11 protein-coding genes are annotated in these 12,517 nt (G+C 46.9%); 2 read left to right on the top strand and 9 right to left on the bottom strand.

The features are described from left to right. Positions 1 to 23: 23 nt before the first annotated feature. Both MKY95_RS26185 and MKY95_RS26190 read right to left on the bottom strand, forming a co-directional pair. Positions 24 to 1,331, bottom strand: a complete 1,308-nt coding sequence (locus tag MKY95_RS26185; protein ID WP_036616934.1) for a replication-associated recombination protein A — start codon at positions 1,329 to 1,331, stop codon at positions 24 to 26. 42 nt (positions 1,332 to 1,373) lie between these two features. Further along, a complete protein-coding gene (locus MKY95_RS26190) occupies positions 1,374 to 2,264 on the bottom strand; it encodes a LysR family transcriptional regulator (protein WP_036616931.1) in 891 nt (296 codons plus the stop codon). Positions 2,265 to 2,400: 136 nt separating this feature from the next. Here MKY95_RS26190 and MKY95_RS26195 point away from each other — a divergent pair, with 136 nt between their 5' ends. Then, positions 2,401 to 3,144 carry an SDR family NAD(P)-dependent oxidoreductase gene (locus tag MKY95_RS26195; protein ID WP_036616929.1) on the top strand — a complete coding sequence of 248 codons (744 nt, stop codon included), beginning with the start codon at positions 2,401 to 2,403 and terminating at the stop codon, positions 3,142 to 3,144. A gap of 53 nt (positions 3,145 to 3,197) precedes the next feature. Then, positions 3,198 to 4,043, top strand: coding sequence for an EamA family transporter (locus tag MKY95_RS26200; protein WP_327196678.1), 846 nt, complete (start codon positions 3,198 to 3,200; stop codon positions 4,041 to 4,043). Positions 4,044 to 4,166: 123 nt separating this feature from the next. On the opposite strand, the gene MKY95_RS26205 is transcribed toward MKY95_RS26200, so the two are convergent. The 7 genes from MKY95_RS26205 to MKY95_RS26235 form a co-directional block, all read right to left on the bottom strand. Next, positions 4,167 to 6,347 (bottom strand): UvrD-helicase domain-containing protein, encoded by a 2,181-nt coding sequence (locus MKY95_RS26205; RefSeq protein ID WP_339195153.1) that lies wholly within the window; start codon positions 6,345 to 6,347, stop codon positions 4,167 to 4,169. A gap of 137 nt (positions 6,348 to 6,484) precedes the next feature. After that, positions 6,485 to 6,655: a hypothetical protein gene (locus MKY95_RS26210; protein WP_179086561.1), complete on the bottom strand. Its 171-nt coding sequence runs from the start codon at positions 6,653 to 6,655 to the stop codon at positions 6,485 to 6,487. A gap of 45 nt (positions 6,656 to 6,700) precedes the next feature. Beyond that, positions 6,701 to 7,492: a DUF4097 family beta strand repeat-containing protein gene (locus MKY95_RS26215; protein ID WP_179086562.1), complete on the bottom strand. Its 792-nt coding sequence runs from the start codon at positions 7,490 to 7,492 to the stop codon at positions 6,701 to 6,703. A gap of 36 nt (positions 7,493 to 7,528) precedes the next feature. Next, positions 7,529 to 8,194: a TetR/AcrR family transcriptional regulator gene (locus tag MKY95_RS26220; protein WP_076329180.1), complete on the bottom strand. Its 666-nt coding sequence runs from the start codon at positions 8,192 to 8,194 to the stop codon at positions 7,529 to 7,531. Between the two features lie 146 nt (positions 8,195 to 8,340). Beyond that, on the bottom strand, positions 8,341 to 10,140 hold the full coding sequence (locus MKY95_RS26225) for an ABC transporter ATP-binding protein (protein ID WP_339195157.1): 1,800 nt from the start codon (positions 10,138 to 10,140) through the stop codon (positions 8,341 to 8,343). 73 nt (positions 10,141 to 10,213) lie between these two features. Further along, positions 10,214 to 11,512, bottom strand: a complete 1,299-nt coding sequence (locus MKY95_RS26230; protein ID WP_036616916.1) for an NCS2 family permease — start codon at positions 11,510 to 11,512, stop codon at positions 10,214 to 10,216. Positions 11,513 to 11,756: 244 nt separating this feature from the next. Beyond that, complete coding sequence (locus MKY95_RS26235; RefSeq protein ID WP_036616913.1) at positions 11,757 to 12,515, bottom strand: tRNA threonylcarbamoyladenosine dehydratase; 759 nt, start codon at positions 12,513 to 12,515, stop codon at positions 11,757 to 11,759. Positions 12,516 to 12,517 lie beyond the last annotated feature (2 nt).

The raw sequence follows: 12,517 nt of genomic DNA on the forward strand, positions 1-12,517 counted from the left end.
TCTCCCGAGTGATCTGACTGATCTTATAGATCTCTGCGCCGCTGTTGGTTCAGCCTGATCTTCGATTCGTTACCCTGCTCCGTTGCCTCATAGAATACTCTCCGTGAGAGCTGCTTTGGCAAATATTCTTGTTTCACGTAATGCCCCGGATAGTTGTGTGGATATTGATAGCCCTCATGTCCAAGCTTCACGGCACCTGAGTAATGCGTATCTCGCAAGTGAAGCGGAACTTCTGCCGATTTCACCTCATCAATCGCGTTCATGGCTTTGGAAATGGCGGTGTACACCGCATTTGATTTTGGACTTTCGACCGCGAACAGAATCGCTTGTGCAATGTTCAGCTTGGCTTCGGGCCAGCCGTTATTTCGGTACGCATCAAGTGCTCCAATCGCCTGAGTCATGGCTTGCGGGTTCGCAAGTCCAATATCTTCACTGCTCGCTGCAATCAGACGCCGAATGAAGGTCATCGGGTCCATGCCGAGCTTCTCCACCGCGTATAGAAACCAAAACAACGCCGCATCACTGGAACCCCGAATACTCTTGTGAAATGCAGACAGCACATCATACTGGGTAGATTCATCTGCCTTCACAATAGGGCGCCGAATAGACTCTTCAGCTACACCAAGCGTAATATGAATGGACCCATCCTTCTCCGGTGGCGTCGTCAACGCAGCCAGTTCAAGCGCATTAAGCGCACGCCGAATATCTCCGTTGGCCATCGTAGCAATATGTTCAAGCGCCTCATCGTCCGCCTGCAGCTCCATGAACCCCAGACCTTTGTCCGCATCACTCAATGCTCTGCGCATTGCAATTAGGGAATGATCCTTATTTAGCGATTCTAGCTGAAACAGGGTGGAACGGCTCATCAAGGCTCCATTGACATAATGAAAGGGATTCTCTGTTGTCGCGCCGATAAAAATAATCGTGCCCTTCTCTACCGCTGGCAATAGCGCATCCTGACGTGAACTGTTAAATCGATGTACCTCGTCGAGGAACAGAATGGTTTTGGTTCCATACAGCTGTTTGTTCGTTTGCGCCTGTTCGATGACTTCACGCACATCCTTAACGGAAGCTTCCACTGCATTCAGACGTACGAACTGTCCTTGCGTTTGCTGAGAAATAATATGTGCCAAGGTAGTCTTGCCACATCCCGGCGGGCCGTATAACAAGATTGACGAAATCTGATCAGCCTCGATGGCGCGCCGGAGTAATTTCCCCGGTCCAATAATATGTTCCTGTCCAATATATTCATCCAGATGCTCTGGCCGCAAGCGGTCCGCGAGCAGTCTAGCTTGTGGTTTTGAGTCCTGTTGAAACGAAAATAAATCCATTGCTCATCACTTCCTTAACGGATTGCCTTGCCTTGAATACAATTACACTTCTGATGGTTCTCCACTCTCTATCATATCATACTCTCGCGGTAACATAGCCATAAATGCATGAAGTGCACTGCTGACAAAGGCATCCTTGCGAGTAATAAAATGAGTCATCATGCGATTCATACCTACGGGGAGTGTATGCGTGCGCAATAATCCATTTTCGATCTGATGCCTAATCACAATCTCTGGTAATAAGGAAATTCCCATACCGGACGTAACTCCACTAATAATCGCTTCAAGGGTTCCGAATTCCATAATTACTGGGCGGGTAACACCACCCACCTCTAACCATTCCTCCAAAACCTGACGATAGGAACACCCCATGCTGTAGACAAGAATGGGTTTACTCTTAAGATCTTCATCCGTAGGACCCATACCAGAACAGACAACAAATAGTTCCTCATCAAATACGGGAATAGAAACGATATCAGGATGATCACAGGGACAGCCTATAAATGCTCCCTCCAATTCATACCCAATAACCTGATCCATAAGCATCTGCGAATTGCCAGTAACCAGTGACAAGGAGACATCTGGATACTGTTTATAATATCTGACGAAAAGTTCAGGTAGTCGCACGGCCGCTGCGGTTTGTGTAGACCCTATTCGCATTGGACCCGATGGTGTGCTCGTCGCCCGAAGCGCCTTGGAAGCATCATTCAGCAAACCAATAATTTTATCTGCATAGGTCAGCAACATCTCTCCGGCTGGAGATAATGTCATACCTCGGTTATGACGAATAAACAACGTTGTACCTACTTCTGCTTCCAGATGCCGGATTCGTGCCGTTACGTTGGATTGCACATACCCCAGTTTAGAAGCAGCTTTGGTCAGATTCCCTTCCTGTGCAACACACTGAAATATTCTAAGATCCCCGCTCTCCATGGTCCCTCCACTCTGACATCATTCAAAATGATATCCGCTTCATTACCAATCATTATACTTCATGTGTAAACCGGACTACAATTCATGTAGATCCCAAACCAGTCAGCTGACTGGATGATGATAAGGAGTGTTCAGCATGACATACTGGAAAAATAGAGTTGCTCTGATCACAGGTGGCGGAACGGGTATAGGACGTGCTGTAAGTGAGATGCTCGCTGAACGCGGAGCCTTAGTCGCTGTCAACTATTCCCGCTCACAAGATGCAGCAAGAGAGACTGTTCAACACATTTTGGATACGGGAGGCCATGCATTCGCCGTTCAAGCCAATGTTGCCAATGATCTTGATGTCCGGCGGATGGTCACTACAGTAACTGAAACCTATGGCCCAATCACTGCACTTGTAAATAACGCTGGAATTACGCGTCATATTCCCATGCACGATCTGGAATCGGTTACAGATGACATCTGGGATGAACTGGTTGATGTGAATGTGAAAGGCATGTTTCATTGCGCTCGTGCTGTGACGGAAGGCATGCAGCAGGCAGGTGGTGGTTCCATAGTGAATCTGGGCAGCATTGCAGGCAGTACGGGCTCGGGCTCTTCCCTCCCTTACGCCGTCTCCAAAGCGGCAGTTCACGGTCTAACTTTATCACTTGCGCACGCACTCTCACCATACATTCGGGTGAATGCCGTCGTCCCTGGCGCAGTTGCTACAAGGTGGTGGGCTGGAAACGAGGATCGAATGTATCGTCTTGGTGGAGAAGTGTTATTACAACATATTGCCTCACCTGAAGATATCGCACACATGATCTGTGCTGCGCTGGAACAGCAATCCATGACCGGGCAGCTAATTACTGTAGATAGCGGACAGACGTTATGAGCTCCAGTCATAATAAAGATACCCGGATTATACAACCCTTGAAGTATACAATTTTGATCATTTTAACAACGCTAATCATGGGTACTTCTTTTCCCGTTGGCAAGATCGGCATGTTATATGCCCCACCTTTCCTGCTCATGGGCATACGTTATGTACTGGCTGGTGGATTGATGGCCTTGTTCCTTCGTAAACGTCCTTTGCCTACTGGATGGCAGTCTTGGTTGAAAATAATCCTCATTGGTCTGTTCCAATCCGCAGGAGTGATGGGCTGCGCCTACTACAGCATGAACTGGATTACATCCGGTGAATCCGCCATTATTACGTTTACCAATCCGCTACTGGTCATTATCCTCAGTGCTCTTTTATATAGAGTGACCTACCGTTTCAGTCAGTGGATCGGTGTTATACTCGGTTTCATCGGGATTATGTTAACTTTTGGATGGCAGATGAGCTTTAGCCCTGGAACCTGGATTGGATTTGGTGGTGCGATCTCCTTTGCCGTGTCCACATTGCTCATCAAACGCTGGGGTGATGGTTACGATACTTTTGTCTTAACTGCCTATCAGATGCTCGCGGGAGGTGCTGCGCTTCTTCTACTGAGCGTATGGACTGAACAGCCTCACTTTATGGTCAATACCACCTCGGTTATGGCGCTGCTCTGGTTAACGCTTGTTTGCTCCATCATTCAGTTCTCACTCTGGTTTTATCTGCTTCAGAATAGTGACCCAGCCCAAACCAGTTCGTATCTGTTTCTGGCACCGTTCTTTGGTGTATTATCGAGTTGGATTTTACTAAGAGAACACGTTCAGTGGTTTGCATTGGCAGGCGGTCTACTCATTGGTGTTGGCATATTCCTGGTGAACCGTCGCTCATCCAGAATGAGAAATAGCGTAACATAACTTGAACTTCTTCATCGTTCTTCCTTGGAAACTCAAGCGATTTTCGCACAAAAGCAAAAAAGGCATGCGCTTATGGGACTTTCCCATGAACGTCATGCCTTTTGTTGCATAAGTAAACTCTATCTAACCAAGCTCTGGCCAACCCTGAATGGTTACGGACTCGCCATCGGGATTATGTGTTGCAGCCGCATAGATCGGCAGTACACCGTCATGGAACAACCACAATTCGTGCAAGGCCCGTGTACAACCAACGTACAACAGCTTTGCATCACCCGCATTTGGCAAATAATGCTTCTGGTCTACGTCTGCCACAATAACGGCATCAAACTCCAACCCTTTGGACAGATAGACAGGTAAAACGGAGTGTCCACCCGTGTACTGCTTTTTGCCACCATCGATCAGATTTAGATCCCAGCCTGCGGCCTGAAGGTCACGGTGAAGTTCCTCTGCTTCATGCAGTGTACGGGTCAGAATGGAGACCGTTCGGTAGTCTTTGACGGTTAACACCTTCAAAGCCTCTTCAAGGCTCGCCGTCCGCCCTTCGCCTCCATAAGCCAACGTCCGAACCGGATCACCACTACGGAAAACAGGAATCGCCGTAATCCCACTCTTGACGCCACGTTCCAGAATCGTGTTTGCATAGTCGATAATTTCCATCGTTGAACGATAACTTCGGGTCAATGCAAAGTATGCATTCTGTTCCTCAGGAAATAGAGAACTCATCTCTTCCCACGCATGAACACCACGGTACTCATGAATGCCTTGAGACAAGTCACCCAGTATGGTGAAGGAATGCCCTTTGACGAACTGATCCAATAACGCCACATGAAAAGGGGAAAAGTCCTGCGCTTCATCAATCACGACATGATCAAACCGCTCCGAACCCTCAATATCATGGACCAATGTATGAATGTATACCAATGCAGGCAGATCCTCTTCACGGACGATATCCTGCTTCAGATCTGCTGCCGTTTGTTTCATGACTAGTTTTGGAATAAGCCCGCTGAGCGAGGCTGGCACAGAGCCACCCTTTGCAGCTTTGAACAACTGTTTATATAACGTAAGCGGCTCGTATTGAGGCCATTTTTTGGCATAGGCTTTCTCACGAGTAGACGCTTTTTTCTTGCGTTCTTTGCGCACAGCTTCTGGCATCGGTTTCTTAAGTTCCATCTCAATCCAGCGGTGAACTCTCGCCATGACCCGTTCTTTGCGTTTGGCCAGCGGATAATGTTTATATTCCTCACCGAACCAGTTCTCGATCTCCGTCTTGCTGAGCACCTTACCGTCCCATGGACTGAAGTCCATATCCGGTACGGAATCCGCTTCCATGCCCGAGAGCCACTCTCGAATAAGCTCCATGAAACGGATGGATCCTTTGTAACGTCCAGGTACATCATCATTCAATTCAGGTCGTGCATCTGGAGTTTCGAACCAGGTGTTCAATGTATCCGACGTATTCGCCAAAGGCATATCCAACCCCAGCAGGTTCATCGCCCAATCCGGGAATGTCCGTTGCTGGATATCACCTACTCCGAGTTCCGGAAGCACATCCGAGATGTAATCCAGAAACATGTGGTTGGGTGCAAAAATAACCATTTTCTCTGCAGATACCTGCTCCTTATACTGATATAGCAAAAAGGCAAGCCGATGCAGGGCAACCGTTGTTTTCCCTGATCCGGCCACACCTTGAATGATTAATGCGGTATTTCGCGCCGCACGAATGATTAGATCCTGCTCCGCCTGAATCGTGGATACGATGTCACGCAGTTTGTTATCCTTGTTCTCTCCCAGACGATAAACGAGGAATTCATCAGATACCGCTGGCTGGTCGCTGTCACGGTTATATGTATCCGCCACACGTTCCAATATCCGCTGCCGAATGACAACGTTTCGTTTCAGATATACGAGACCTTCAATAAGCCCTTCCGGGGCTTCATACGTAGCGGAGGCTTCCCCTCCGGTAAATGAGTAAAACAGGCTCGCGACAGGAGCACGCCAGTCGATGACAAGCGGATGCTCTCCCACCTCTTCGCGGTCTACGCCGATTTTGCCAATATACAGCGGTTTCCGTGCACCACTGCCCTGTTCTTCGAAATCCAAGCGTCCGAAATAGGGTTGCTGCGCGCTCTTGGACAAGGCGGTGCGGCGCTCTTCGCGTCCAGCTTCCAGCACTTGTTCTGTGAAGTCGTGGCCGGTATACACCGGAATGTTCTGCAGTCGTTCCAGCTGACTATCCACTTCCTCCATCGTTCGCTCTAACCTGTACTCTTCTTCTTGATAGGCACTTTGAAAGCTGTCTGACATGTTTCAGTTACCTCCTAAGAATATGTTTTGCTCTGTATCTCCTAGATCTGGAAATACAAAAGGATACTTACTATATCACATAGGGCAATTGAAAGCCACATCCGTTTTTGTAGGCTTACTTTTGTATTATATGAGGCTCATCTGAATTGATAATTAATGATGGCACTGACAAGCGCACAACAACCAAACAGAATAAACCACCAGGCCCAATTGTTTCTGGCCAGCCTGCGCCTGCTGTTTAATGCGCCGTAAATCCCGATTAGCAGTACGATGGTGGAAAAACTAATCCCTACAATCCAACCAGCCATTATACCTACCGCCCCCCTTTGTTTTCAGTACACACGAACAGTCTCTCATTTCCTGGATTTTAGATGAAAAGCTCCTCCTCGAATATCCACTTGGAATTCACTTTTTCCACTTTTGTGTATTAGACAGTTGCTGTCCCCATGAAGGGGAGTTAAATCAAATTCGCTTTTTAACGCTCCTGATCTTCTTTTAAGTAAAATTCGGAAACCTTCGTTATCTGGAATGGAAACCACTACTTTTGATCCTGTGGATACGGAATGCAAGCTCTCCGGCATCTTGAGACAATCCATATTCAATCCTCTGCCTGTAGTTGTATACTGCAAGTGACGGAATTCCCCTGATATGTCGATCTTGGCTGAACTGGATTGAAGATTGAATTTATCTGCACTAAGGTGCTGCCCTTTCACTATCGATGCCAATGCGCACAGTTCAAGCTCATCCATCCTCCCTGATAGGTCTACACGACCTGAGGTGATCTTACATTGACAGCGAGTGGCCAGAAGCCGATTCAACCGGAGGTGTCCTCCTGTGGAGTTTAGTAAAATACGATCAAAAACCCGATCAGGAAGCTGAATCTCCAATGCTGTTCTACCAATATTTATTCCAACGAGGCCTCTCCTTTTTCTCCCGTCCACAATGATTAAGGTATCCCCTCGTATGTTAACTTGCATCAGCCTCCGCTTGGAAAAGCACGCATCCGCAAATTGTATGACGTGGATCAGTTCATCCACACTCGGAAGAACTCTGATATCTCCTGACAACCAATTTAACTGTATATCATGAATGGATTGATCAATGTCTATGCTCTTGCATATGGCAAGCTCACTACTTTTCAACATCTTCTCCCTCTCCATTTCAAACAATCAGGTGTATGTTTATTCCGCCTCCGCATAGCCTCCTGTGCCGGCATGGCGATTCGTAATTCGCTGAATGAGCTGTTCGCTAACGATATCTGCTCCCAAGAGCTTCATCATGTGTTGCAAAAACTTAAGCCTTTCCAATGTCTGCTCCTGATCTCTGCCAAATAGAAGAGGGTTGATCCAAATGTTAACAAGCAGCATGAAGATTTCAGCACACTCCAGCGGATATTCGACTGAAATGGACCCATCTTCCTTGCCTTGTTCCATAATATTGGCAATAATTCGTGCATCCTTCAGAACACCTTTTCTGATCCCTCCAAGAACAAACTGCGGATTCTTGATCTGAGTGCTAAGAACCTGATCAATTGAGTTGGACTGAATTCCAGGATCAACGATAATATTTTCCAAAATACTGATGAGCTTCTGTCTGGCATTCGGAGCATGCGTGTTCTGGATGAGTTCCATAAACATGTCTTCTGCCCGCCCGAGCTCCTTCTCCATCACTGCACTAAGGATATCCTCCTTGGATTTGAAATGATGATATATCGCACCTTTAGACATACCTAATTCATCTATAATGTCTTGAATACTGGTTTTTTCATATCCCTTTTCGGTAAACATTTGAGTTGAGACAGTCAGAATCAGGTCCAGTGTCTGCTCAGGATATTTATTTCTGGCCATAAGTTCCTCCTTATACATACCAACGGTCGGTATCTATAATATAGAGTATGTTGGTCTTACTGTCAATATGAGGAATTTTAGAAAAAGAAAAAGGATCTCCGTTGAAATACCTCATGGGTATTACGGAGACCCTGCATTAATGAGAATTACTCTTCGTTTTGTACTGTAGTTGCATTGCCTTCCTGTGCCACAAACTGTTTTTGAGCTAACTCACGGTATACCGGATGATTGCTAATTAATTCCGTATGCGTTCCTGTTCCGGTAACATGTCCATGCTCCAATACAACAATCTGATCGGAATCCACCACTGTGGACAATCGGTGCGCGATCACGATCGTAGTTCTTCCTTCCATCAGGTTGGACAAAGCCTGTTGTACTTCATACTCTGAGGTACTGTCCAGACTGGATGTCGCTTCATCCAACATAAGAATATCCGGACTGCGCAGTAAGGCACGAGCAATAGCAATCCGCTGACGTTGGCCCCCGGATAACTTGATTCCCCTCTCGCCCACTTCCGTGTCATAGCCCTGTGGCAGCTTGTCGATAAAGTCGGCAGAATAGGCCATCTCAGCAGCTCGTCGGATCTCATCCATCGTGGCCTCACGACCTAATCCGTACGTGATGTTGTCTTTGATCGTACCCGCCATAAGTGGACTTTCCTGAGATACATACCCAATCTTGCTGCGCCAAGAGGCCAAAGAATAATCTGTTATGGCTTGTCCCCCATATGAAATATGGCCTGAATCGGGCATATAAAACTGCTCCATCAAAGAGAACAGTGTTGATTTGCCGCTACCGCTTGGACCGACAATGGCTGTCACTTTTTGTGTAGGTACCATCAAATTGATTCCGTGCAACACTTCCTCACCTGTAACATAGGAAAAATGTACATCATGGAATGCAATCGTCTCATTTCCTTTTGGAGCTACCTTGGTGCTGTCATGTGGCTCTTCCTCATCGGCAAGGATCGCTTGTATGCGCTCCGTTGCACCGACGACTTTTTGCAAACGGGAGTATAAGGTCGTGAATTGTCCCATTGGCATAATGACCTGGAACAACAGTAAAATGAACGCAACCAGTTCACCAGGCGACAAAAGTCCAGACGCTACGCGCATTCCCCCCACACCCAGAATAACGACCAGTACGGCAGTCATGACAAATGTAAACAAAGGACCGATCAGAGCAAGAATGCGCGCTTCCTGCAAGCCAAAAGCAAACATTTTACGAATCCGGGAATCTCCTGCTTCCACTTCCTGTTTCTCCGTTCCGTAAGCTTTCACCAAGCGGATCTCGCCAATAACCTGACTGAGCACGGACGTAAGACCTGCCATCTCATCCTGCTGCTTCTTGGAGATCTTGTACATTTTCTTCCCGACCGGCAACAGAATCAAAAGCGTAAGCGGCACCAGACTCAGAATAATGAGCGACATCACCCAATCCAAGTAAAATAGTAATGCCACGCCACCCACAACAGCAACGATGTTGGACACAAAGGAAACCAGATAATCTGCGATCAACGTCATGATCTGGCTTGTATCATTCGTAATCCGGCTCATCGTATCTCCTGTACGATTCCGATCGAAATACGGCATTCGTAGCGACAATACCTTGTTCCACAGCTTGGTGCGAAGTGTTGCGACGACGCGTTGTCCGGCGTAATTTAACATATAAATGCTAATACCCGAGGCAATCGCCTGAATCACAAATGCCCCAAGCAATAACAAAATAACAGATTTGTTCAATGCCGAAGTGGTTAATCCATCAATCAGACCTTTGGTCATCAATGGCACGATCAGTCCGGCTGTAGTTTGAATCAGGGTTAAGATGAGGGCCAGAATCAAGATCAGTTTTGGCGGGTTCGTGGAGGCGATAAGCTTGACGAAATCCTTAAATCCCTTTTTTCCTACCTTCGGTTCATTCTGCCCTGTTTGTTGCTGCTCTTCCATTCCCGTTCCTCCCGTTCTCCATCTGCTCACCAGAGATCATACGTATGAACTTACATGACGTTGCCTTTTGTTATTACAAAACTCCATGCAACACAAAGTTGGCTAAAAAGAGGATGGAAATGCCATACATGACCACAGGCACCTGTTTACCTTGACCTGCTGCCAGCTTCGCTAATGGATAGGCAATAAATCCAAACGCCATACCGTCCACGATGCTATATGTAAATGGAATCATGACCATGATCAGAAATGCCGGGAATGCCTCTGTGAAGTCACCAAAATCCATATCTTTCACACCTTGTACCATCAGGCCACCAATAATGATCAAAATGGGCGCAATTGCACTGTCCGGAATGTAACCGAGCAGTGGGATGAAGAAAAAAGTAGCTCCGAATAACACGGCTGTAACGAGCGGAGTCAAACCTGTGCGACCGCCTGCTGCAATTCCGGCTGTAGTCTCGGCTGCAGCAACTGGAGGGCTACTTCCGAATACGCCTGCCAATACGGTACTAATGGATAGTGCACGTAGACTTCCTTTGAACCGCTCTGGACGACCAATCATCTGTGTCTGAGCGGTAATTAATCCGATATTTTCGAACACCACAATTAGCAGTAGCAAAAATACCGCGATCCAGAATGCAACATCAGCCAGTTTCATCAAAGATAATTCACCAAACAAGCCGCCGTATTGACGCAGCGCATCCATAGCTGATACGGACTCACCCGGGTTCACTGCACCAAGTACATAGGCAAGGCCTGTCCCGACCAGAATACTGATCAGAAGTCCACCCTGTACGTTACGTATAAATAAAATCAAGGCAAGCACCAGCGTAACGCAGGCTGTAATGACATTGGGATCATTGAAATGCCCAATCGCAACAAACGTGGTCTGATGTGCGATAACGATTCCACTTTTTTGCAAACCGATAAATGTCAGAAACAAACCAATCCCGACCGTAATGCCATGCTGCAGATTTTTCGGGATTGCTTCGCTGATCATTTTGTATAGTGACGTAAACGCAACAATGGCAAACAGTATACCTGTAACGGTTACAACAGCCAGCGCTTCTTGCCAGCTTAATTTCATGGAATGTACAAGTGTATACGTGAAAAATGCATTAATCCCCATTCCGGGTACCACGATAATCGGTGATTTTCCGCCAAATGCCATGAGCAAACATCCTGCAATGGACGTCAGCAGTGTTCCAACCATAGCTGCCTGCAAAGGCATCCCGGCATCGGAAAGAATTGTAGCATTGACCATAACGATATAGACCACGGCAAAATAGGAAATGGCTCCCGCCACAACTTCCTTCTTCCACTGGTCTCCTGGCTCCATGCCAAGACGTCTGGTCATCCATCCGTGTTTCATTTCGTTCTATTCCCCTCTCTGTAGCCGCAAATTCATTATGTATGTATCATCATTTCGCGCAGCAGTGAATATCATACACGGTTTTGACTTTGAAGTACATGACGTAACTCTGACATTTATCTAGGAATACAGTTCGGCTATCATAGACGATTGACGTCCCATCCGCTCCTCTCTTGCGAAGTATGATCACACAAAAAAGCGCAGATGCCTTATCAGCATCCACGCTTCTTCAGTTGGCAGCAAGTTACTGCTGCTCGTTCTCTGCAATTTCTAACAAATCCTTAATCGCAACACTGACCATAATCAGTCCGGCTACCGGAGGCACAAATGAGTTACTCGCAGGTGGCTGTTTAGCCTTGCGAATTTCCGGAGCATTCTCGGGAACGATTTTTTGTGTTACGTCCTCACGTGGTTTCATCGGCTTTTCAGTCGAGAAGACCACTTTCACACCTTTTTTGATGCCGTCTTTACGAAGTGTCGTACGCACAACACGGGCAATCGGGTCCATGGTCGTTTTCGAAATATCTGCAACCTGGAATTTCGTCGGGTCCATTTTATTCGCCGCACCCATACTCGAAATCATCGGAATTTTACGTTTCAGGCACTCTTTAATGAGATGGATTTTGTAGATAATCGTGTCGGATGCATCCAGCACATAATCCAGATCATATTTGAACAATTCCTCATATGTTTCTTCCGTGTAAAACATATTCAGGGCAATTGCATCACATTCCGGATTGATCAGTTTCACACGTTCCACCATCAGATCCGCTTTTTTCTGCCCCACTGTCGTAGTCAGAGCATGAATCTGGCGGTTAATATTGGTGATGTCCACGACGTCCTTATCAATCAGGATGATACGCCCAACGCCGCTACGGGCAAGAGCTTCTACAGCAATACCACCTACGCCGCCAATACCGAGCACAGCGACTGTACTATTCTTCAACGTGTCCAGACCTTCAGGTCCGATCGCAAGTTCTGTTCTTGAAAATTGATGGAGCATTG

The organism is Paenibacillus sp. FSL P4-0176, assembly GCF_037975265.1.
GTDB lineage: Bacteria > Bacillota > Bacilli > Paenibacillales > Paenibacillaceae > Paenibacillus > Paenibacillus amylolyticus.

Bases quoted from the DNA above. Each gene is read 5' to 3' on its own strand.
- MKY95_RS26185 (WP_036616934.1), bottom strand. From the start codon at position 1,331: ATGGATTTATTTTCGTTTCAACAGGACTCAAAACCACAAGCTAGACTG.
- MKY95_RS26235 (WP_036616913.1), bottom strand. From the start codon at position 12,515: ATGCTCCATCAATTTTCAAGAACAGAACTTGCGATCGGACCTGAAGGT.
- MKY95_RS26205 (WP_339195153.1), bottom strand. From the start codon at position 6,347: ATGTCAGACAGCTTTCAAAGTGCCTATCAAGAAGAAGAGTACAGGTTA.
- MKY95_RS26210 (WP_179086561.1), bottom strand. From the start codon at position 6,655: ATGGCTGGTTGGATTGTAGGGATTAGTTTTTCCACCATCGTACTGCTA.
- MKY95_RS26215 (WP_179086562.1), bottom strand. From the start codon at position 7,492: ATGTTGAAAAGTAGTGAGCTTGCCATATGCAAGAGCATAGACATTGAT.
- MKY95_RS26230 (WP_036616916.1), bottom strand. From the start codon at position 11,512: ATGAAACACGGATGGATGACCAGACGTCTTGGCATGGAGCCAGGAGAC.
- MKY95_RS26190 (WP_036616931.1), bottom strand. From the start codon at position 2,264: ATGGAGAGCGGGGATCTTAGAATATTTCAGTGTGTTGCACAGGAAGGG.
- MKY95_RS26225 (WP_339195157.1), bottom strand. From the start codon at position 10,140: ATGGAAGAGCAGCAACAAACAGGGCAGAATGAACCGAAGGTAGGAAAA.
- MKY95_RS26220 (WP_076329180.1), bottom strand. From the start codon at position 8,194: ATGGCCAGAAATAAATATCCTGAGCAGACACTGGACCTGATTCTGACT.
- MKY95_RS26195 (WP_036616929.1), top strand. From the start codon at position 2,401: ATGACATACTGGAAAAATAGAGTTGCTCTGATCACAGGTGGCGGAACG.